The following is an 18,617-nucleotide window of genomic DNA, read 5'->3' as shown; positions in this document are numbered from 1 at the left end:
GCGGCAGCGGCGAGCCACGAGCGCGGCCCGCGGCAGCCGCTACCCGACGCGCACGGTGCGGCCCTCGCGGCGGGAGACGACGCAGGCTTCGGCGACGGCCTGGGCGGCGAGGGCGGCCGGGCCGGGGCAGGGGCTCGGGGTTCGGCCGGCGGCCATCGACACGAAGGCGGCGAGTTCGGCGCGGTACGCGTCGCCGAATCGGGTGAGGAAGTCGCCCTCGGTGACTCCGCCGCACGCGTGCGTACCGTCCGTGCCGGCCACTTCCAGGCGCACGTCGTAGCCCGGCTCGTGGTCGCGGCCCGCGTGCGCGGTGCCCAGGGTGCCGTCGGCGAGGCGGAAGAGCACCGCCGAGACGTCGACGTCGTCGTTCTCGCCGAACACCGCCGCGCCCCGGTTCGCGCCGATCGCGGTCACCTCGACGATCGGCACGCCGGTGACCCACGGCACGATGTCGAAGTCGTGGATGTGCGTGTCCCGGTAGATCCCACCCGAGGTGGGCACGAACTCTGGCGGCGGCGGCCGGCGGTCCACACTCACCGCGTGCACTCGGGTCACCGTACCGAGCGTGCCCGCGCGCACCGCCTCGCGCGCCGCGACGTACATCGGATCGAACCGACGCTGGAAGCCCACCTGCAACCCGGCGCCACGCGCCTCCACATACCCGACGGCATCACCCGCGATCCTCGGGTCGAGCGCGATCGGCTTCTCGCACAGGATCGGCAACCCGGCGTCGGCGGCCCGTCGCAACAACTCCACGTGCACCGCCGTCGGCGCCGCGATCACGACCGCGTCGACCAAGCCGTACACCTTGTCCAGCCCCGCCGCCTCGACCCCGGCCTGCGCGGCGAACGCCTCGGCCCGCGCGTGGTCCGCGTCCGCGACCACGACCCGCTCGACCGCCTCGATCCCACCCAACGCCCGGGCATGAAACGCCCCGATCCGCCCGACTCCCAACACCCCGACCCGCATACTTCCCCTTCCACCACCGAACCCCGACCCACCCAGCCGACCAGGCCCATCAGACCACGCCCACCCGAACCGGCTCCGCCGATCCGACGGCACGCGGGCCCGATCGGCACGGTCGCGGTTCACCGGCCCGATCGGCGCGGCCGTACGTCACCTCACGTCCACGGACGAGTGACACCCGACACGGCCGACCGGGTGATGCCCGTGGACACACCGCCCACCCTGCACGAGTGGTTCCCGGAGAGCGGGTAGTCGTGGACGAATGACGATCTCCCGACGCTCGCTGTTCCGTGCCGCACCGGTCGCCCTCACCCTGCTCACCGGGCCCGCCGCCCGAGCCGCGGCCGCCGCCGGAGCACAATTGCACGCGAACGCGGCGGCGGGCATCGGCGTGGGCGCGGCCGGCGGAGCGGACCCGGGTCCGGCCGGTGTTCCGTTCCCGGAGCCACCCACGCCGCCGATCGCCGTCCCGCCCGGTGTCGGGCCCCGCTGGGCGGCCGAAATCCCGGTCGAGACCACCCAGTTGTTGCTGGTCGTCGGCGAGAGCCGGGACAGCGACTCGGCCGCCGCCTCGTTCTGGACCCGCGAACCGAACGGCTGGCAACCCCGGGGGACGTGGCCGGCGCACAATGGCCGGCTCGGCTGGACGCCCGACCACCACGTGGACGACCTGCGCTCGCCGATCGGCGTGTACACGCTCACCGACGCGGGCGGGCTGGAGCCCGACCCCGGCACCAGGCTGTCGTACGACCGATCCGACGACTTCGCCATCGACGGCACGGGCTTCGCCGGAGAACCCCTGGCGGGCACGTTCGACCACGTGATCGCGATCGACTACAACCGGGTTCGCGGCACCTCTCCGCTGGACCCGGAGCGCCCGCGCGGCGACGCGTTCGGCGGCGGAATCTGGCTGCACATCGACCACGGTGGCCCGACCCACGGCTGTGTGACGCTGCCCGCCGAAGGGGTCGTGGAGTTGTTGCGCACACTGGATCCGGCGGCGCACCCGGTCGTGCTGATGGGCGACGCGTGGACGCTGACCCTGGGCGGGCCCGCTTCCTGATGCCTCGGCGGACTCCTACGCTGTGCGGGTGACCTCCGCCAAGCTCCGTCCGCTGCCCGCCGAAGTGGCCACTCTCCTGGATCAACTCACCCCCTGCCCACGCCTGGTCGAACACCTGCGCATCGTGCACGACGTCGCGTACCGGCTGTGCGACTGGGTCGCGGCGACCTGCCCGGAACTGGCCTTCGACCGCGACGCGGTGCTGTTCGGCGCCGCCACCCACGACATCGGCAAGACCCTGCATCCGGAGGAGTTGGCCGGGCCCGGTTCGTGCCACGAACAGGCGGGCTACGACCTGCTGACCGCCCAGGGCGTCCCGCCCGCCCGGGCCCGCTTCGCCCGCACCCACGCGGCATGGAATCCCGACGATCCGGACGAACTGCTCGTGAGCCTGGCCGACAAGGCATGGAAGGGCAAGCGCGTCGAGGCCCTGGAACAGGGCCTGGTCGCGCTGCTCGCGACCGCTTCCGGCCGCCCCGAGTGGGAAATCTTCCAGGTCCTCGACGACTTCCTGACCTCGATAGACACCGACACGCTGCTGCTCTGACCGGCACGACCGGCACGGTCATGACGACCAGTACGACCAGTACGGTCGTCGCGATCGGCCGGCCCACCCCCGCCCGTCTCGCACCGGAAGACTCAGCGCGGCAACCTGCGCCACACCCGCCGAGGCAACACCCGCATTCCGGCGAACACCGGCCGCAGCGCCGCCGGCACCCACACCTCGCCCTTCCCGCGCAGCAGCGCCCGGACCGTCGCGTCGGCCACCTGATCCGGTGTGCTGGACAGCGGCGCCGGCGACATGCCCTCGGTCATCCGTCCCACCACGAAGCCGGGCCGGACCAGCAGCAGCCGCACCCCGCTCCCCGCGAGCGCGTCGGCCAGGCCGCTCGCGAAACCGTCCAGGCCGGCCTTGGCCGAGCCGTACACGTAGTTCGCCCGCCGCACCCGCACACCCGCCACCGACGAGAACACGATCAACCGACCGTGTCCCTGCGCGCGCAGCACCGTGGCCAGGTGGGTGAGGATGCTCACGTGCGCCGTGTAGTCGGTGTGCACGACGGCGACCGCGTGTGCCGCGTCCGACTCGGCCCGGCGCTGATCGCCGAGGATGCCGAACGCGGTGACCACGACGTCGAGCGGGCCGTGCCGGGCGATCACCTCGTCCAGCATCGGGCGGTGCCCGGCCAGGTCGTCGGCGTCGAACTCGACCCGATCCACATGCGGCGCGCCGGCCTTGCGCAGCAGCGCCTCCTCCTCGTCGAGGTCGTAGCTGCGACGCGCCGCCAGCACGATGGTCCGCGCCCCACGCGCGGCCAGCCGCTCGGCGACCGCCAACCCGATCTCACTGCGGCCCCCGAGGACCAAAACGGTTCCACTCACCCGCACAGTCTGCCGGATCCCGCCCGCCGGCCCGTTCCGCACGATCCACCGGACTCAATAGCCTTGCCTCCGTGACGGTGAACGTTAACGCGAGCGCATCCGCCCGAACGGCGGCGGATGCGGGCGCGAACCCAGACGAGTACGAAGACACCCGGCGGATCGTGCTGCGCGGACCGGAAGCCGCCGAGCGCGCGGCCGAACCGGTGCACACGATCCTGACCGATCTGGTCCTGGGCGGTGCGGCGCTCGGGTGGGTGGACCCGCCGCCGCTCGCCGAGGTGGCCGCGCTGCTCACCGAGCTGGCCCGGGCCCAGCGTTCCGGCGACGCTGCGCTGCGGTTCGCGTACTCGGGCGAGGAACTGCTCGGCTTCGGCTACTGGCGCCGGTACACCCGGCCCACCCACCGGCCCAACGCCGATCTGGAGAAGCTCGCGGTGGCCCGGTCCGCGCACGGTCGCGGGATCGGCCGGTCGCTGACGGCGGCGCTGATCGAGGACGCGCGCGCCGAGGCCATCGAGATCCTCACCCTCGACGCACGCGGCGACAACGACAACGCGCTGCACCTCTACCGCTCGCTGGGCTTCGTCGAGTACGGCCGGCTGCACGACTTCGTCGCGATCGGCACGACCCGCTACGACAAGGTCTTCTGTTCCGTCGACCTGCGCACACCCTCGGCGTGACCGGGCCGCTCGGGCCGGGCGGACCGGCGACGGATGCCTGGGAACCGCTCCGCGCGGATCCGCGCCTGGCCGCCTGGGTCGACACGTTGGCCGGCTTCGACACCGGCGTCGAGGTGGCCCTGCCCGCCGACGACGAACTGGTCGAGGTACTCCTGGACCTGTCCGTCCCGCACGAGGACTTCAACGAACTCGTGGCCACCCGTGCGGCGTTGCTCGCCGACCCGCAGGTGCGCGAGCTGTTCGAACGCGCCGTGCGGGCCCTGGTCACGGATGTCGGCACGGTCGAGGCGCACCGGGAGGTCCCACCGTTGCCGCCCGCGTGGGGTGCGGTCGGCCGCTGGTTCCACGTCTACGTGTTCGTCGCCGCGCGCCCGTACGTGCTGGCCTACCACCGCTCCCTCGGCATCCCGCCCGAGGTGTCCCGCCGAACGCTCGCCGACCTCGGCCGGCACGTCGCGGTGCACCGGCGTCGGCGCGGCATCGGTGGTCTGCTCGCGCTGCACTGGCCCAGGCTGCACTTTCGCGGTGAGCTCTATCAACTGGGTCGCTTGCAGTTCCAACGCTCGTTCCTGCTCGGTCGGGCCGCCGCGAGCGCCGCCGCCCTGGGACTGCCGTATCGGGCCGAGGATCCGGCGCTGGCGCTGCACATCCCGGACTTCCACGGACCGTTGACCCCGGCCGCGTGCGACGAATCGCTGCGGCTGGCCCGCGAGTTCTTCCGGCGCCACTTCCCGACCGAGCGCTACGCGGTGGCGGTCTGCGGCTCGTGGCTGCTGGATCCGCAACTGCGCGAATACCTCCCGGAACACGCCAACATCATCCGCTTCCAACGCCGCTTCCACCTGCACACCGAGCCGGCCGACCACCCGCCCGAGGACACCGCCCCGATCGGCTTCGTCTTCGGCGACCCGGACCTGCCCCCGGAGTCCCTCCCCCGCGACACCACCCTCCAACGCGCCATCGGCGACCACCTCCGCACCGGCCGGCACTGGCACAGCCGCACCGGCTGGTTCGAACTCTGACCCCACCACCCCGCCCCCCTGCCGGGCGCCCGGGTTCAGTGCGCCGTCCCGGCCAGGGCGGCCGCGTAGGCGGCGTACGTGTCCTCGTCGAAGAGCACGAAACGGGCCTCGGTCAGCGCGGTCTCGGCGTCGACCACCGTCCGGATCGCGATCGCGGCGGCCTCGTCGAGGGGCCATCCGTGCGAGCCGGTGGACACCGCGGGGAAAGCGATCGTGCCGGCGCCGAGTTCGTCGGCGACGCGCAGCGACGCGCGGTGGCAGGCGGCCAACAGGGCCACTCCGTCCTCGTCCTCGCCGTGTACGGGGCCGACCGTATGGATCACCCATCGGGCCGGCAGCGCGCCCGCCGTGGTCGCCACCGCCTCGCCGGTCGGCAAGCCACCCGGGCCGTAGGTCGAGGCGATCAGTTCCTGGCACGCCTCGAAGATCGCCGGTCCACCGCGTCGGTGCACGGCCCCGTCCACCCCGCCGCCGCCCGGCAGCGACGCGTTGGCGGCGGTGACCACCGCGTCCACGTCCTGCTCGGTGATGTCACCCAGAACCAACGCGATCCGAATCATGGCCCCATCATGTCGGTTCCGGATGCCGGTTCGGGGTCGACGCCCGGCCACCGGGCGCGGGGGAAAATCCGCCGGCGGTCGGGGTAGTGCTCGGGTGAGGATGGGGGGATGACGGACGATCTTCGACGGCGGTTCGCGGCCTACACGTGGGAACCGGTCACGGCTGGCAAGTCCGGGGCCGGGGTTCACCGATTGCGGCGCCGGGGTGAGGAGTTCTATCTCAAGGTCGGCGCGCCCGGTTCCCACCCGGATTCCGGCTTCCATCTCTCCGCCGAGGTGGACCGAGGTCTGTGGGCGGCGAAGCAGGGGCTTCCGGTCGCCGAGATTCTCGAGTACGACGTCGACGCGTGCGACGGCTGGCTGCTCACCCGCGCCGTGCCCGGCCGCTCGGCGGCCGACCCGTGGCCCGCCGAGCAACGCGACGCGGTCGTCGACGCGCTCGCCGACATGGCCCGCGCCCTGCACGAACTCCCGCTCGCCGACTGCCCGTTCGATCGCAGTCTCGCGGTAGCCATCCCCGCCGCCGAGTACGCGGTCACGGCCGGCCTGGTCGACCTGGAGGACCTGGACGAACACCGCCTGGGATGGACCGGCCCCGAACTCCTCGCCGAGCTGACCGCGACCGTACCGACCACCGAGGACCCGGTCGTCGGCCACGGCGACTACTGCCCGCCCAACGTCCTGCTCGACCCGGACACCGTGCAGGTCACCGGCCTGATCGACCTCGGCCGCCTGGGCCGCGCCGACCGCCACGCCGACCCGGCCCTGCTCACCCGCAGCCTCCACAACGACGACGACGCGCAGTACTCCCCCGCCCACGCGGCCCGCTTCCTGGCCCGCTACGACCCGCAGGGCACCCTGGACCCGAAGCGTCTGGAGTTCTACCGTCTCCTCGACGAGTTCTGCTGAACCCGGCACCATCCGGCCGGCACCACCCACCCACCCGGCACGGGCGCGGGTCGCCGGCGATCGCCACCCGCTCGGCCGGCTCACCCGCTCAGGCTCGGTCGAGCACGAAGACCCCCGCGCGTGCGGCCGCCACCGCCGCGTCCGCCGCGCGCCGCGCCTGGCCGGCGTCGACCGGCTCGTGCGTGATGAACAACCGGTAGTACAGCCCGCCGACGGCTACCCGGACCACCTCGCCCGCATCGGTACCCACCGGCAACTCGCCTCGCGCGACCGCCCGTTCGACCACCGCCTCGGCCTGACCGAGCCTGCCGATCAGGAATCCGTGCAGGGCCGCGCCCATGGTCGGCTCGTGCACCGCGGCGGCCACCAACGCCCGCGCGGTGGGTCCGCGTTCGGGGTCCGCGAAGCCGGCCACCACCAGCGCGGTGATCGCCCGCAGGTCGCCGCCGATCGTGCCGGTGTCCGGCAACGGCCACGACTCCTCCGCCGCCAGGTCCAGCGCGTCGGCGGCCAGCCCCGCCGCGTTCCGCCAGCGGCGGTAGACCGTCGTCTTGTGCACCCCCGAGCGCGCGGCGACGGCCTCCACGGTCAGCCCGTCGAAGCCCTTCTCGGCCAGCTCGGCCAGCGTCGCCCGCCGTACCGCGTCCCGCGTCCGCGCGGTCCGCCCACCGGGCCGCACCGCGCCGACGCCACTCACCCGCCGCCGCCCGTCCGGACCGACCGAACCGTCCGAACCCGGACCTCCGGCCCCGTCCACGACACCCAAAAGCAACCCTGTTGCATTAGCGCCTCTCCATCCGTCATACTCATCCTAACGCAACGGAGTTGCATTAGCTTCTCGGAAGCCCAGCCGTCCACGTACACCACTCGACCCACCAGGGAGCGCCGCAGCCATGACCCGGGCAACGAACACCGTCACCCCGCCGACCCGCCCGCAGCACCCCCTGGAGTCCCCTCTTGTCCCCCAGCCGCAGCACTGCCACCACCGGCACCCGCACCGGCCGCCCCACCCAGCTCACACTGCGTAACGTCGCGAAGACCTACGCCGACCACCCGGTCCTCACCGACGTCTCACTGACCGTAAAACCCGGGGAGAGGGTCGGCATCGTCGGTGAGAACGGTTCCGGCAAGTCCACGCTGCTGCGCCTGATCGCCGGCCTGGAGACCCCAGACGACGGCACCGTGACCGTCACGAGCACCGGCGGCATCGGCCACCTCGGCCAGACCCTCGACCTGCCCGGCACCCACACCGTGCGGCAGGCCATCGACGCCGCCCTCGCCGACCTGCGCGCCATCGAGCGCCGACTGCGCGAGGTGGAGGCCGATCTGACCGAGGCGCGGCTGAGCGAGTACGGCGACCTGCTCTCCGCCTTCGAGGCGCGCGGCGGCTACGACGCCGACGCACGTACCGGCCGGGCGATCCAGGCCCTCGGTCTCGGCGCGATCCCGCCCGGCCGCCGCCTCGACGCGCTCTCCGGCGGCGAACGCGCCCGCCTGGGCCTGGCCTGCCTGCTCGCCTCGGCCCCCGAGGTGATGCTGCTCGACGAGCCCACCAACCACCTCGACGCGACGTCCCTGACCTGGCTGGAGGATCGCCTGCGCGAACACCCCGGCACCGTCGTGGCGATCTCGCACGATCGCCTGTTCCTGGACCGGGTGGTCCGCGCGATCGTCGAGGTCGAGGCGGGCACCGTGACCCGATACGGCGGCGACTACACCGCCTACCACGCGGCGCGGCTCGCCGACCGCGCCCGCCGCGCGCAGGCGTACGCCGACTGGTGCCGCGAGATCCGCGAGGTCGAGGGCTTCGCCGCGACCACCGCGCACCGGGTCGCACCGGGACGGGCCGCCAAGGACAACAACAAGATGGCCTACGACCGCAATGCGGGCCGCGTGCAGAACTCGGTGGCGAGCCGGGTCCGCCAGGGCCGCGAACGGCTGCGCCGACTGCGGGCGAACCCGGTGATCGCACCGCCCGAACCGCTGCGCTTCAGCACCGGGATCCCCACCGGCGCGGCCTCGGGCGTGCTGATCGAGGCCCACGACGTCCGGGTCGCGGATCGCCTGGTCGTCCACGACCTCCGGATCGAGGCGGGCGATCGGCTGCTCGTCCAGGGCGCCAACGGCGCGGGCAAGACCACCCTCCTGCGGGTCCTGGCCGGTGTCCTGGAACCGGACACGGGCACCGTGCGCCGCCGCGGCCGGATCGGCCGGCTGGCCCAGGACCCGGTCTTCGCCGACCCGTCACGCACGGTGCTCGCCACCTACGCGGCCGGTCGCCCGGGCCATCTCGACGAGCACCGCGACCGACTGCTCGCCGGCGGCCTGCTGCCCGCCGAGACGTTCGGCACCCGGGTCGGCACGCTGTCCGTCGGCCAACGCCAACGCCTGGCCCTGGCACGGCTGTTGGACCGACCGGCCGACGTCCTGCTGCTGGACGAGCCGACCAACCACCTCTCCCCCACGCTGGTCGAGGAACTGGAGCGGGCGCTCGACGCCTACTCCGGCGCCCTGGTCGTGGTCTCCCACGACCGAACGTTGCGCGACCGGTTCATCGGCACCCGGATCCACCTGACCGAGGGAATGCTCGTATGACGACCCCCGACATCCGCGAACTCCCGGTCGCCGGGCCCGACTCCGGCCCCTACGCCATCGTCTCGGGCCCGGACGGCGCACTGTGGTTCACCCTCGTGCACGCCGGTCGCATCGGCCGAGTCGACCCGGCCGGGACACCCACCCTCCACGATCTCGGCGACCCCGGCTGCGGACCGACCGTGTTGGTCACCGGTCCCGACGACGCGCTGTGGTTCACCGAGTACAAGGCCCACCGGATCGGCCGGATCACCGTCGCCGGCGCGGTGACCCACTTCGACCTGCCCACCCCCGGATCCGGCCCGTTCGGGATCACCGCCGGCCCGGACGGCGCGCTGTGGTTCACCGAGACGGCCGCGAACCGCATCGGTCGGATCGACCCGACCGGCCGGGTCACCGGCTTCGCGCTGCCGATCGCGGACGCGTTCCCGTCCGCGATCACCACCGGCGCCGACGGCGCGTTGTGGTTCACGCTGAACGCCGCCGACGCGATCGGACGTATCACCACGAGCGGCGAGGTGAGCATCCACGCGCTGCCCACCAAGGGCGCGGCGCCGGTCGGAATCACGTCCGGCCCGGACGGCGCGCTGTGGTTCACCGAGATCGGCGCGGGTGCGATCGGCCGACTCGGCCCGAATAGGGAAATCACCGAATTCCCGCTGCCGGACCCGCAGTCCCGCCCGCACGCGGTGGCACTCGACACGGACGGCAACTGCTGGTTCACCGAATGGGGCGCCAATCGGGTGGGCCGACTCGCCGTGGAAGGCACACTGACGGAGTACGACTTGCCGACACCCGCGGCCGAACCGCACGGCCTCGCCCAGGGTGCGGACGGCGCGATCTGGGTCGCCCTGGAAATCGGCGCCCTGGCCCGGATCACCCCCTGACCGACGCCGAAAACCCGCTGGTGAGCGCGGATTCACGCGGTTACGGCGAAAGAGCCGGGCCCGTCCGACCGACCCACCCCCGCCCGTCCCGCACTCCCCTCGCGCGCCCCCGACCCGCGCCCGGAACGCGCCCGCGCATACGGGGGAATCACACCCGCGACTCACCGGCAAATAATGCAAACGCCCATAAAAAGTGCCTATGGTCGAAAGCACGGGGGCATCGTCGAGCCCGGCGATTGAAGTCACGATCAGGGAGCACCTGATGCTTACTCAACACATGCGCCAGTCCACGCCGGTTACGCCGACCCAGGCGGGTACCGTCGCGACGCTCATGATCGAGGAGGAGACGACCATCAGTGACGCGCCGCTGTTCGCGCCCGAGGACATCGGTGGCGGACTGCTGGTGCTCGGTCTGCTGCTCTCGCCGAAGCCCCCGAAGGAGCGCTAGGCCGGATCGGATGTCCGTGACATCACCGGTTCCGACGGGAAGTTGATCAGAACGATGCCCTTCGCCGAGACCTCGCCACACGAGGACTACACGGCGGCGGTCGAGCGAGTGGCAGGCCGTGCCCTCGGCGTCCTCATGGACGTCGAGGGCACGGTCGTGCCCGTCGGATTCGCCGCCACCGATTCCTGGGCGGCCGAACCGCACGACCGCGACGCCGACTTGCCCGGGCTGCGCGTCCTGGGCTCCGACGCGTTCGCCCCACACGTACTGCGCGGCACGCCGCTGCCGGCCGATCAGGCCGAGGCCGCCGCCCGCGCGTTCGACCTGTTCCCGCCCGACACGCTGGGCGCCTCGCCCGAGACCGCGTGGATCATCACCTGGCGCGACTGGGCCACGGCCCGCACGCTGACCCGCTTCGGCCTGGCCGTCGACGTCCCCCCGCCGGGCGACGGCGCGCAGGTCGCCGACGCGACGACCTGGCAGGCCTGGTCGGTGCGGATGGCCCAACTCTCCTCCCTGGCCCTGCCCGGCCTGGACGGCCCCATCCACGCCGCCGCCCGACGAAACGCCGACTCGCTGGCACGCGGGGTGGTGCGCGCGATGTTGCGCCGCGACTACCGCACCGCCGCCCGGATCGCCCGCTGGCTCGCCTTCGTGGCCGCCGACGGGGTCGCCTTCCCCTTGGAATTGGACCCGTTGTTGCGGCACGTCCGACTCTTCGGCGGCGGCAGCACCCGCACCGTGCTCGACACCCGCATCGCCCAGCACGTGACCGCACGGGAGGACTCATGACCGGGGGACTCGTCCGGGCGGACGTGCTCAAGACCGCCCACACGATCGGTTCGCGGGCGCTGCGCTGGCTGCACGAGAACGCGCGGTTCGGGCCGCTGCCCACGCACACCGTCGTCGACTTCAACGACCGCGACAGCGCGTACAAGCCGCTCGGCGAGACCGCGCTGGCCACCTCGCTGGTGCTGCGCGAGGGCGTCGCCGGGCCCGCCGACCTGGCCGCCGCGCGGGCGCTGATCGAGTTCGCCTGGGAGCAGTTCCGCGACGGGGACTTCCTCTACGAACGCCAGGTGCGACACCCGCTGCTGACCGACCCGCTGGAGACGTACGCGCACTTCGTGCGGGCGGGCATCCGGCACGAGCCGATGGACGCGCTGCTGGCGCACCTGTCCGGGCTGCGGTCGGTGCACGCGATCGAGATGATGCCCAACCGCCGCCTCGCGGTGGCCAACGCGAGCCGCGTCGCGGGGCTGACCCACCGGCCGGACTGGCCCGCGCTGGCCGCCGACTCGTGGCTGGGCATGACTCCCGAGCCGTGGGTGATCGACTGGATGACCGCGTACCACATGACGCACGCGGTGTTCCACATCACCGACTGGGGCGCGCATCCCGAACAGCTCCCGGCCGAGATCGCCGACTACCTGCGGGCATGGCTCCCGGTCTGGGTGGATGTGTGGGCCGAGGTCTTCCAGTACGACCTGGTGGGCGAGTTGCTGATCGTCGACGCGTGCCTGCCCGAGCCGGTGTGCGACGCGCAGGGCTGGGAGACACTCGCGGCGGCACAGCTTCCGAACGGACTGCTGCCGCGCGACGCGGATCCGGTGGACGAGGACCCGCAACGCGCGTTCAAGGACCACGAGCACACGGCGGTGGTCGCGATCGTGGCCGGCACCATCACGTTGGCCCGTTCGCTGGGCAACACGCCCGCGCCTGCGCTCGGGTGAGCGACCCGAACGCGGCGCCGATCGCGCCGCTGCTGCGGGCCGTGCCGGCCGGGGGTGCGCTGGTCGTGGCCACCATCCGAGGCGGCGAGCAATCGGTGGTGTGTCGCGGTACGGCGGTGGACGCCGACTCGCGGTTCGAACTGGGCTCGGTGACCAAGACGTTCACCGCGCTGCTGCTCGCCGACGCGGTCGCGCGGGGCGAGGCGCGGCTGGACGACCCGCTGATCACCTACCTGCCGCCGGGCTCGCGGCCGCGCTGGTCGTCCGACATCACGCTGCTGCACCTGGCCACGCACACCTCGGGACTGCCGCGACTGCCGCGCGGTTCGCTGCGCTCGGCGCTGCCCGCGTGGTACACGAACCCCTACGCGGGCTACGACGAGAAGCGGCTGTTCGCGCTGCTCGGGCGGGCCCGGCCGCGCGGTCGACCGGGCACCCGGGTGTCCTACTCCAACCTGGGGGTGGGACTGCTCGGACACGCCCTCGCGCGCGCCGCCGGGCAGCCGTATCCGGATCTCGTGGTCACCCGGCTGGGTGTGCCGCTGGGCCTGACGATGACCACGTGCGACCCGAACGGGCCGCAGGTGACCGGTTATCTGCGCGGCCGGCCCCGGCCACCGTGGGAAATGCCGGGGCTGCCCGCGGCGGGAGCGCTGCGCAGCACCGGGACGGATCTGACCCGGTATCTGGCCGCGCACCTGGACCCGGCGACGGTACAACCCGCCTCGTTGGCCGAGGCGTTGGTCGAAGTGCGCCGGCCCCGATTGATCCCGCCGCACACCGGCGATCGGCTGTGCCTGGTCTGGAATCTGCGGGCCCGGCCCGGGTACGACCTGATCTTCCACGGCGGATCGACGCGCGGATTCACCGCCTTCGTCGGCTTCAGCCCGCAGGCCGGGGTCGCGCTGGCGGCACTGGTGAACACGGCGGCGGGACCGAGGGCGCCGTTCCTCCAGATCGCGTACGACGCGCTGGGCGAACTCGCCGCCGGGGCGATGGCGGATTGATCGGGTCCGGGCCCACGACGCGGCGGAGCCAGGGCGTGATCGTGGGCGTCCCGCCCGCACTCGCCGGCCGCACCCGCTGCCGCACTCGCCGGCCGCCGCGGCGGGTGCGGTGTGGGAATCGCCGCCGGGGGTCCGACCGGGGTCCCGGCGTGAGTCCGGCCGGGTCGGGAGGCTGTCCGGCCCGGCCGGATCCGCGTCTTCCCTGCGGCCATCCGATCCGATCCGATTCCGAGCCGGTTCTAAGGCCCTGTCCTGCGGATCTTGGTGGATCGGGCCGCGTCGTGAGCGCAGCGAGGAGCCCGAAGGGCGGATGCCGTGCATCGGCGTGCCGGCGAAGCAGCCGCATAGTGGTTTCCATTCGGCTGTTTCTCCGGTGCGGCGAGGCGCGGCACCGGACGACGCGGACCCACCGAGATCCGCCGGACAGGGCCTAATCCTCGGCGTCCAGCGAGTCGGCGATCGCACGGAGCCAGATCACCACCGCCTCGGCGCCCGGGTCGACGGTGCCGATCGCGCGGTCGCCGAGGTAGCTGCTGCGGCCTCGACGGGCGCTGTGCGTCGCGGTCTCCTCGGTGCCGGCCGCGGCCGCGTCGATCGCCTCGACCAGACTCGCGCCGCCGACCAGTGCCTCGCCGGCCGGCACCAGCGCGTCCAGCATGGTGCGGTCGCCGACCCGGGCGCCGCCCAGTTCGCCGATCGCCCGCGCGCCGGCGGCCAGTGCCTCGCGCCAACCGCGCGTTCCCGCGTCCTGCTCCACGGCGCCGGCCGCGCGCAGCAACAGCACCGAGTACAGCGGCCCGGACGTGCCGCCGAGCGCCCGGCGCACGGTGTCCGCGAGGCCGCGCAGCACGGCGGCCGGGGTGCCGCCGCCGTAGCCGGGCAACTCGCGCCCGATCGCCTCGGCTCCACGCGAGAGGCTGATGCCCAGGTCGCCGTCGCCGACGATCCGGTCCAGCTCGGTCAGGTGCGGTTCGGCCTCGACCAGCGCCGCACACACCGCCTCGATCGCGCGGGTCAGCTGCGTGGGTTCGGTCAGCGCGGTCCCCGCGTCGGCGGTGCCGGGTGCGGGTGCGGCCGGCAGCACGGTGACCTCACCCACCCGGCCGACCACCGGGGTGGGCCACGCGGGCGCCGAGGTGGCCGCGTCCAGGCGGGCGAGCCGGGCGTCGTCGACCCGGAGCAGGGACAACGACATGCCCGCCATCTCCAACGCGGTCAGGAACGAGCCGCGCCAGGCCCGTTCGAGCACCAGGCCGCGACCCGCCAGGTCCCGTACCGCGCCGCGCAGCACGATGTCCAACTCCATCGTGGGGGTGCCGCCGAGGTTGTTGACCAGCAACGCGACCCGGTCGCCGGCGGCCAGTGCGGTCTCCGCGACGATCCGGTCGAGCAGTTCGGTGACGAACTCGTCGGCGCGCGCGATCTTGTCCCGCCGCACGCCCGCCTCACCGTGGATGCCCAGGCCCAGCTCGACCTCGTCCTCGCCGAGCTCGAATCCCGGTCGGCCGGCCGCCGGCACCGTGCACGGGGTCAGCGCGACGCCCATCGTGCCCACCGCGCGCGCCGCCGCCTCGGCCTCGGCCTTGACCTCGGCCAGGCTCGCGCCGGCCTCCGCCGCCGCTCCCGCGACCTTGTGCACGAACACCGTCCCGGCGATCCCGCGCCGGCCCGCGGTGTCGTCGCCGGTCGCGAGCGCCACGTCGTCGGCGACCACGACCAGCTCCACCGCGATCCCCTCGGCCCGCGCCAACTCGGCGGCGAGCCCGAAGTTGAGCCGGTCCCCGGTGTACGACTTGACCACGAGCAACACGCCCGCCGACCCGGCGACGGTGCGGATCGCGGCCAGGATCGTGTCGGTGGACGGCGACGTGAACACGTCCCCCGACACGGCCGCGGTGAGCATCCCGGGCCCGACGTACCCCGCGTGCGCGGGTTCGTGGCCGGCACCTCCGCCGGAGATCACCGCCACCCGCCCGCTCTCCGCGTGGGCCCGGGCGTCCGCGCGCAGCGCGACGTTCTCCCCGGCCAGCAAGGCGATGCCGGGATTGGCCAGTGCCAACCCTTCGAGCATCTCGGGGACGACGTCGCGGGCGGCATTGATCAGCTTCTTCATGGCTGAATCTCTACCTGAATGCGCGCCGGACCAACCCCACCGGGGGGTCGCGGATCGCCGGCAACCGGACGGGCGGCACCCGCGTGTCCAGGACAGGGGGCCGACAGCACACGTGCCGATCCGGTCCCCAGGCACGGCCGGCCACCGCCGTGGCCGAACCGGCCGCCCGGCTCGTGGCGGAAGTGGTTCCTCCTCAGGACTTCCACCACGAGCCGGACTCCGCGCACCGAGCCCGGACGGGGATCGGCCCGGGCGACCGTACGCGTCCACCAGGCGGCGATCGGCGAGTCCACCGGGCCGGCGAACGTACGCGCCCGCCGAGCCCTCGCCGCGCACGAACCGTCCCGCACGAACCGTCCCGCACGACCTGCCCCGCGCGACGCGTCCCGCATGACCCGTCCCGCACGAACCGTCCCGACCGGCATGGACTCGTGCCGATTCGGTTCGACGCGGGATTCGCCTTCCGCGGCCGCCCCGGTGAGCGGACACTGCTGCGGTCGAGCACCTCTCCCCCACCCTGGGCCGGCCCGCACCGCCGCGCGGTCGGCCGGAGCGGAGAACGCCATGCCGAGGAACTCCACCCGCCGACCAGTGATCCGCGTGCTCGCCGGCGCGGCCCTGGCCCTGTCCCTGGCCCTCGCCGGCCCCGCCGTCGTACCGGCCGGTGCCGCCCCGGGTGTGCCGGACATCGGTCCCGACACCGCACCCGGGTTCGGCGTCCAGTGCGTCCAGGCGATCTACTACTCGACCGGCTTCAGCACGCACTACCCCGACCGGGTCTACGGCCCCGAGACCGCCGCCGACACCCGGCGGCTGGAACGCATCCTGGGCCTGCCCGAGGACGGCATCGTCGATCCGGTGGTGGGCGAGGTGATGTACCTGGTCATGGAGATCGGCTCCGGGCCCGGATCGTGGCACACGATCGGCTGCTGGGACGTGGTCCCCTCGCTGCACTGAACCACCGCGACGCCGCCGCGCGGGCCGGCGACCGGACCCGGCTCGCGCTACTCCGTGGACACCGGTGCGCGTACCTTCCGGGACGCGCCCGGTCGCGGTACGCCGTCCACCGCCACGCAGATCCCGTACACCCGGGCCTGCGAGGTCCAGCCGTTGGCGCGGCCCCGGTTGTTGCTGATCTGCACGCGCGCGCGGGCGCGATCCAGCGCGGAGACCAGATGCAGGTACATCTTCCCCGCGACCCGGGTCAGCACGATGTCCCCGATTTCGAGGCGGGCCGGGTCGACCGGCGCGACGGTCACGAGTTGGCGACTGCGGATAAGCGGGACCATGGAGGCCCCGCGCGGGCGAAACTCGACGGTGGCGCCGTGCGCCACCTTGGCGGCCATGCTGTCCATCATCCCCATCGCGGAACAGGATGACGGATGAACGCCTGGCCTGCCACGGGTTTTTTCTCGCCTCCGGGGCCGGCACCCGCCACCCCGACGAGTCGTCCGGAAGGTTCGCCCATGAGCACCCGTCAGCACCACTACCGATTCGCCCACGTGGTCTTCCGCTCGATCGCCCTGCGCAACGCGGCCGCGCTGCTCGCCGCGCCTCTCGACGAGTTGACCGCGCGTACGACGAACCTGTGGATCGGGGTGGGCAGCCGACTGCCCGAGGAACAGCGGCTGTCCGCCGAAGGTCTCGCGATGAACCACGTCCCGTTGGGCGCGGGTTCCGGGTTGCTGGTTCGCCTCCCGCCCGCGCTGTTCCCGCCGGAGGCACATTTCGCGCTCGTGCTGGGGCCGGATGTGGTGGGCGAGCCGCGCTACTTCGTGCTGGAGGAGAGCTTGGACGTGGTGACGCGGGAGCGGGCCACGGTCCTGGGCGCGTGGGACGAGGAAGCCCACCTGAACCTGGGTCCGGGTCCGGCCGCGGACCCGGACGCGTTCGTCTCGGCGGTCGCGGCGCGCTTGGCGTAGCGGTTTCGGGGGCGGCGCGGTTGGCGTGGCGGTACGGCGGGCGGCGCGCTTGGGGCGGTACGGCGCGGTGAGTGCGGCGCGTGTCCCGCTCAGCGTGCCGGGCCGCGCCCGGGGCCGACGTCCGCGTTCCCGATCGCCCGCCACGGGCCGGTCAGGATCGCCCGGTCCGGCTCGGCCGTCAGGTGTGGCGCGCCGAGGGCCATCGCGGCGTGCAGCAGGGCGTGCGTCGCCCGCCTCCATGGTGTGGTCAACACCTCGTCGCCCTGTTCGTCGTCCTCGTCGTACTCGATCTCGAAGGCCGCCGGGCCGCCGCGTTCGCGCGGCGGCGCGTACCGCGCCGGAGACGACCAGGAAGCCACTGCCGATCGGCGACCCGAGCGCACTCGCGCCGGGGAAGGCTGGCCGGGGGGCCGGTACCGGAGGCGGAAGACCGACATGGCCGCCGCCACGCGGCAGGGCGTCGTGCTCCGCCGCCCCCGGCTGTCCCCCGCCTGGCGGTCGCGGCTCGGTCCGGGTCGGGACTGACACCCGTCACGCCGCGCCGGCGGCGGACAACCCGGTTGCCCGGAAAACCGCAGACCGGACACAATTGCGCGACCAGCGATCGACCCAGGGCGGCGGCGACGACCGCGGCGACCGCCCGTACCACCAGTGGGGGCAAGCGTGATCGAGACCAGCGCGATACTCGGAGTGAGCGCCGTCGCGCTCGGGATGGTGCTGACGCCCGGCCCGAACATGATGTACGTGACCTCGCGCAGCATCACCCAGGGGCGTCGGGCCGGCCTGGTGTCGCTGCTCGGTGTCGGGCTCGGCTTCCTGATCTACATGTCGATGGCCAACCTCGGCCTCTCCGCCGTGTTCATCGTCGTGCCCGAGCTGTACATGGCGGTCAAGATCGCCGGCGCGGCATACCTCGGCTGGCTCGCCTGGCAGGCGCTGCGGCCCGGTGGCGTCTCGGCGTTCAGTCCGCAGGAGCTCGCGCCGGACTCGAATCGGCGGCTGTTCACCATGGGCCTGCTGACGAACCTGCTGAACCCCAAGGCCGCGATCATGTACCTGTCGCTGATCCCCCAGTTCGTCGACCCGAACGCCGGGCACGTGCTGCTCCAAGGCTTCGCACTGGGCAGCATCCAGATCGTGATCAGCCTGACGGTGAACTCGATCCTGGTCCTTGCGGCCGGGTCCATCGCGGTGTTCCTGGCCCGGCGGCCGTCCTGGCTGCGCATCCAGCGCTACGTGATGGGCACGGTGCTCGGCGGGCTCGCGATCAAGCTGGCCACCGACCGGAGCCACCCGGCGACCGCCTGACACACAGCGAAACGAAGGAGCGGC

At 73.2% G+C, this 18,617-nt stretch carries 21 protein-coding genes; 14 read left to right on the top strand and 7 right to left on the bottom strand.

What is annotated here, in order from left to right; all coding sequences use genetic code 11:
* Positions 1–39: 39 nt before the first annotated feature.
* Positions 40–969 carry a Gfo/Idh/MocA family protein gene (locus ACZ4FV_RS14010; protein ID WP_465322693.1) on the bottom strand — a complete coding sequence of 310 codons (930 nt, stop codon included), beginning with the start codon at positions 967–969 and terminating at the stop codon, positions 40–42.
* A gap of 259 nt (positions 970–1,228) precedes the next feature.
* On the opposite strand from ACZ4FV_RS14010, the gene ACZ4FV_RS14005 reads away from it, so the two are divergent.
* Both ACZ4FV_RS14005 and ACZ4FV_RS14000 read left to right on the top strand, forming a co-directional pair.
* A complete protein-coding gene (locus tag ACZ4FV_RS14005) occupies positions 1,229–2,029 on the top strand; it encodes a L,D-transpeptidase family protein (RefSeq protein ID WP_465322692.1) in 801 nt (266 codons plus the stop codon).
* Positions 2,030–2,051: 22 nt separating this feature from the next.
* The gene (locus ACZ4FV_RS14000) at positions 2,052–2,576 is read left to right on the top strand and encodes an HD domain-containing protein (RefSeq protein ID WP_395868243.1); all 525 of its coding nucleotides are present in this window, start codon (positions 2,052–2,054) and stop codon (positions 2,574–2,576) included.
* 92 nt (positions 2,577–2,668) lie between these two features.
* Here the strand turns inward: ACZ4FV_RS14000 and ACZ4FV_RS13995 are convergent, their stop codons facing one another.
* Complete coding sequence (locus ACZ4FV_RS13995; protein ID WP_395868245.1) at positions 2,669–3,412, bottom strand: SDR family NAD(P)-dependent oxidoreductase; 744 nt, start codon at positions 3,410–3,412, stop codon at positions 2,669–2,671.
* Between the two features lie 158 nt (positions 3,413–3,570).
* On the opposite strand from ACZ4FV_RS13995, the gene ACZ4FV_RS13990 reads away from it, so the two are divergent.
* Together ACZ4FV_RS13990 and ACZ4FV_RS13985 are read left to right on the top strand one after the other, a co-directional pair.
* Positions 3,571–4,092: a GNAT family N-acetyltransferase gene (locus ACZ4FV_RS13990; protein WP_395868439.1), complete on the top strand. Its 522-nt coding sequence runs from the start codon at positions 3,571–3,573 to the stop codon at positions 4,090–4,092.
* Positions 4,089–5,114, top strand: coding sequence for an acyltransferase domain-containing protein (locus ACZ4FV_RS13985; RefSeq protein ID WP_402230098.1), 1,026 nt, complete (start codon positions 4,089–4,091; stop codon positions 5,112–5,114). Before ACZ4FV_RS13990 ends, ACZ4FV_RS13985 begins: the two co-directional genes overlap by 4 nt.
* 35 nt (positions 5,115–5,149) lie before the next feature.
* Here the strand turns inward: ACZ4FV_RS13985 and ACZ4FV_RS13980 are convergent, their stop codons facing one another.
* Positions 5,150–5,674, bottom strand: coding sequence for an O-acetyl-ADP-ribose deacetylase (locus ACZ4FV_RS13980; protein ID WP_395868249.1), 525 nt, complete (start codon positions 5,672–5,674; stop codon positions 5,150–5,152).
* 108 nt (positions 5,675–5,782) lie between these two features.
* Here ACZ4FV_RS13980 and ACZ4FV_RS13975 point away from each other — a divergent pair, with 108 nt between their 5' ends.
* The gene (locus tag ACZ4FV_RS13975) at positions 5,783–6,583 is read left to right on the top strand and encodes an APH(3') family aminoglycoside O-phosphotransferase (RefSeq protein WP_395868251.1); all 801 of its coding nucleotides are present in this window, start codon (positions 5,783–5,785) and stop codon (positions 6,581–6,583) included.
* Between the two features lie 88 nt (positions 6,584–6,671).
* Here the strand turns inward: ACZ4FV_RS13975 and ACZ4FV_RS13970 are convergent, their stop codons facing one another.
* A complete protein-coding gene (locus ACZ4FV_RS13970; RefSeq protein WP_395868253.1) occupies positions 6,672–7,280 on the bottom strand; it encodes a TetR/AcrR family transcriptional regulator in 609 nt (202 codons plus the stop codon).
* A gap of 260 nt (positions 7,281–7,540) precedes the next feature.
* On the opposite strand from ACZ4FV_RS13970, the gene abc-f reads away from it, so the two are divergent.
* The 6 genes from abc-f (at position 7,541) to ACZ4FV_RS13940 (ending at position 13,250) form a co-directional block, all read left to right on the top strand.
* A complete protein-coding gene (gene abc-f, locus ACZ4FV_RS13965; RefSeq protein WP_465322691.1) occupies positions 7,541–9,178 on the top strand; it encodes a ribosomal protection-like ABC-F family protein in 1,638 nt (545 codons plus the stop codon).
* Entirely contained in the window at positions 9,175–10,062 is an 888-nt protein-coding gene (locus ACZ4FV_RS13960; protein WP_395868257.1) for a Vgb family protein, read from the top strand. Before abc-f ends, ACZ4FV_RS13960 begins: the two co-directional genes overlap by 4 nt.
* 262 nt (positions 10,063–10,324) lie before the next feature.
* Positions 10,325–10,510, top strand: coding sequence for a hypothetical protein (locus ACZ4FV_RS13955; RefSeq protein WP_395868259.1), 186 nt, complete (start codon positions 10,325–10,327; stop codon positions 10,508–10,510).
* Positions 10,511–10,564: 54 nt separating this feature from the next.
* Positions 10,565–11,302 (top strand): hypothetical protein, encoded by a 738-nt coding sequence (locus ACZ4FV_RS13950; protein WP_465322690.1) that lies wholly within the window; start codon positions 10,565–10,567, stop codon positions 11,300–11,302.
* Positions 11,299–12,243: a DUF6895 family protein gene (locus ACZ4FV_RS13945; protein ID WP_395868262.1), complete on the top strand. Its 945-nt coding sequence runs from the start codon at positions 11,299–11,301 to the stop codon at positions 12,241–12,243. The genes ACZ4FV_RS13950 and ACZ4FV_RS13945 overlap by 4 nt, the downstream gene beginning before the upstream one ends.
* A complete protein-coding gene (locus ACZ4FV_RS13940) occupies positions 12,240–13,250 on the top strand; it encodes a serine hydrolase domain-containing protein (protein WP_395868264.1) in 1,011 nt (336 codons plus the stop codon). Before ACZ4FV_RS13945 ends, ACZ4FV_RS13940 begins: the two co-directional genes overlap by 4 nt.
* A gap of 430 nt (positions 13,251–13,680) precedes the next feature.
* On the opposite strand, the gene ACZ4FV_RS13935 is transcribed toward ACZ4FV_RS13940, so the two are convergent.
* Entirely contained in the window at positions 13,681–15,363 is a 1,683-nt protein-coding gene (locus ACZ4FV_RS13935; RefSeq protein WP_395868266.1) for a dihydroxyacetone kinase family protein, read from the bottom strand.
* 564 nt (positions 15,364–15,927) lie between these two features.
* Here ACZ4FV_RS13935 and ACZ4FV_RS13930 point away from each other — a divergent pair.
* Positions 15,928–16,320, top strand: a complete 393-nt coding sequence (locus tag ACZ4FV_RS13930; protein ID WP_395868268.1) for a peptidoglycan-binding domain-containing protein — start codon at positions 15,928–15,930, stop codon at positions 16,318–16,320.
* A gap of 47 nt (positions 16,321–16,367) precedes the next feature.
* Here the strand turns inward: ACZ4FV_RS13930 and ACZ4FV_RS13925 are convergent, their stop codons facing one another.
* Positions 16,368–16,709 (bottom strand): S26 family signal peptidase, encoded by a 342-nt coding sequence (locus ACZ4FV_RS13925; RefSeq protein WP_395868270.1) that lies wholly within the window; start codon positions 16,707–16,709, stop codon positions 16,368–16,370.
* A 120-nt stretch (positions 16,710–16,829) separates the two neighbouring features.
* Here ACZ4FV_RS13925 and ACZ4FV_RS13920 point away from each other — a divergent pair, with 120 nt between their 5' ends.
* Positions 16,830–17,285 (top strand): hypothetical protein, encoded by a 456-nt coding sequence (locus ACZ4FV_RS13920; protein ID WP_402230088.1) that lies wholly within the window; start codon positions 16,830–16,832, stop codon positions 17,283–17,285.
* An 89-nt stretch (positions 17,286–17,374) separates the two neighbouring features.
* Here the strand turns inward: ACZ4FV_RS13920 and ACZ4FV_RS13915 are convergent, their stop codons facing one another.
* Positions 17,375–17,644, bottom strand: a complete 270-nt coding sequence (locus ACZ4FV_RS13915; protein ID WP_395868274.1) for a hypothetical protein — start codon at positions 17,642–17,644, stop codon at positions 17,375–17,377.
* Positions 17,645–17,948: 304 nt separating this feature from the next.
* Between ACZ4FV_RS13915 and ACZ4FV_RS13910 the strand changes: the two genes are divergently transcribed.
* Positions 17,949–18,593 (top strand): LysE family translocator, encoded by a 645-nt coding sequence (locus ACZ4FV_RS13910; protein ID WP_395868276.1) that lies wholly within the window; start codon positions 17,949–17,951, stop codon positions 18,591–18,593.
* Positions 18,594–18,617 lie beyond the last annotated feature (24 nt).

Source organism: Embleya sp. NPDC025285 (assembly GCF_055558835.1).
Note: the sequence above shows the minus strand (reverse complement) of the source record. Positions and strands in the feature narration are given on the sequence as shown.

Excerpts from the sequence above, each read along its gene's own strand:
- ACZ4FV_RS13945 (WP_395868262.1), top strand. The coding sequence starts at position 11,299 with ATGACCGGGGGACTCGTCCGGGCGGACGTGCTCAAGACCGCCCACACG.
- ACZ4FV_RS13925 (WP_395868270.1), bottom strand. The coding sequence starts at position 16,709 with ATGGCCGCCAAGGTGGCGCACGGCGCCACCGTCGAGTTTCGCCCGCGC.
- ACZ4FV_RS13955 (WP_395868259.1), top strand. The coding sequence starts at position 10,325 with ATGCTTACTCAACACATGCGCCAGTCCACGCCGGTTACGCCGACCCAG.
- ACZ4FV_RS13930 (WP_395868268.1), top strand. The coding sequence starts at position 15,928 with ATGCCGAGGAACTCCACCCGCCGACCAGTGATCCGCGTGCTCGCCGGC.
- ACZ4FV_RS13950 (WP_465322690.1), top strand. The coding sequence starts at position 10,565 with ATGCCCTTCGCCGAGACCTCGCCACACGAGGACTACACGGCGGCGGTC.
- ACZ4FV_RS13960 (WP_395868257.1), top strand. The coding sequence starts at position 9,175 with ATGACGACCCCCGACATCCGCGAACTCCCGGTCGCCGGGCCCGACTCC.
- ACZ4FV_RS14005 (WP_465322692.1), top strand. The coding sequence starts at position 1,229 with ATGACGATCTCCCGACGCTCGCTGTTCCGTGCCGCACCGGTCGCCCTC.
- ACZ4FV_RS13980 (WP_395868249.1), bottom strand. The coding sequence starts at position 5,674 with ATGATTCGGATCGCGTTGGTTCTGGGTGACATCACCGAGCAGGACGTG.
- ACZ4FV_RS14010 (WP_465322693.1), bottom strand. The coding sequence starts at position 969 with ATGCGGGTCGGGGTGTTGGGAGTCGGGCGGATCGGGGCGTTTCATGCC.
- ACZ4FV_RS13975 (WP_395868251.1), top strand. The coding sequence starts at position 5,783 with ATGACGGACGATCTTCGACGGCGGTTCGCGGCCTACACGTGGGAACCG.
- ACZ4FV_RS13935 (WP_395868266.1), bottom strand. The coding sequence starts at position 15,363 with ATGAAGAAGCTGATCAATGCCGCCCGCGACGTCGTCCCCGAGATGCTC.
- ACZ4FV_RS13920 (WP_402230088.1), top strand. The coding sequence starts at position 16,830 with ATGAGCACCCGTCAGCACCACTACCGATTCGCCCACGTGGTCTTCCGC.